This is a genomic window from Aquimarina aquimarini (genome assembly GCF_900299535.1).
Taxonomy (GTDB): Bacteria; Bacteroidota; Bacteroidia; order Flavobacteriales; family Flavobacteriaceae; genus Aquimarina; species Aquimarina aquimarini.
On record NZ_OMKE01000047.1, the window covers coordinates 1 to 1,598 of the forward strand.

At 40.9% G+C, this 1,598-nt stretch carries 1 pseudogene; it reads right to left on the minus strand.

Annotated elements, in window-relative coordinates:
* Positions 1–1,598, minus strand: a pseudogene (locus DG508_RS17640) (hypothetical protein); the annotation flags it as partial.

The following is a 1,598-nucleotide window of genomic DNA, read 5'->3' on the forward strand; positions in this document are numbered from 1 at the left end:
TGACCATTAGTTACCCCATCGCCATCACAATCCAACCCATTCCATGCAACACTTACATTAGCTACTACTTGATTGGCAACTGTATAATCACATCCATCAATTGGATTGGTAGTATCTATAATTTCTTGACCATTGGTTACACCATCACCATCACAATCCAACCCATTCCATCCAACACTTACATTAGCGGCTATCTGGCTAGCAATTGTATAATCACATCCATCAATTGGATTGGTAGTATCGGTAATTTCTTGACCATTAGTTACACCATCGCCATCACAATCTAGTGCGTTCCATGCTGTACTAACATTAGCTACTACTTGATTAGCAACGGTATAATCACATCCATCAGTTGGATTGGTAGTATCGGTAATTTCTTGACCATTGGTTACGCCATCGCCATCACAATCTAGTGCATTCCACGCTGTACTTGGTGTAGCATCTTGATTGGCAGCTATTAGACTACAATTATCCGTTGGATTTGTAGTATCCGTAATTTCTTGACCGTTGGTTACTCCATCGCCATCACAATCCAACCCATTCCATGCAACACTTACATTAGCTACTACTTGATTGGCAACTGTATAATCACATCCATCAGTAGGATTAGTAGTATCGGTAATTTCTTGACCATTGGTTACGCCATCGCCATCACAATCTAGTGCATTCCATGCTCCACTTACATTAGCGGCTACTTGACTAGCAACGGTATAATCACATCCATCAGTAGGGTTAGTAGTATCGGTAATTTCTTGACCATTGGTTACGCCATCGCCATCACAGTCCAATGCATTCCACGCTGTACTTGGTGTAGCATCTTGATTGGCAGCTATTAGACTACAATTATCCGTTGGATTTGTAGTATCCGTAATTTCTTGTCCGTTGGTTACGCCATCGCCATCGCAATCTAACCCATTCCATCCAACACTTACATTAGCTACTACTTGATTGGCAACTGTATAATCACATCCATCAATTGGATTGGTAGTATCGGTAATTTCTTGACCATTAGTTACCCCATCGCCATCACAGTCCAATGCATTCCATACTCCACTTACATTAGCAGTTACCTGGCTAGCAACGGTATAATCACATCCATCAATTGGATTTGTCGTATCTGTAATCTCCTGACCATTAGTTACGCCATCACCATCACAGTCCAACGCATTCCAAGCAGTACTTACATTTGCAGTTACCTGATTTGCAACTGTATAATCACATCCATCAATTGGATTTGTCGTATCTATAATTTCTTGACCGTTGGTTACGCCATCGCCATCACAATCCAACCCATTCCATGCTGTACTAACATTAGCTACTACTTGATTAGCAACTGTATAATCACATCCATCAATTGGATTTGTCGTATCTATAATTTCTTGACCGTTGGTTACTCCATCGCCATCACAATCTAACGCATTCCACGCTGTACTTGGTGTAGTATCCTGATTAGTAGCCACTAGACTACAATTATCTATTGGATTGGTAGTATCCATAATTTCTTGACCATTAGTTACCCCATCGCCATCACAATCCAACCCATTCCATGCAACACTTACATTAGCTACTACTTGATTGGCAACTGTATAATCACATCC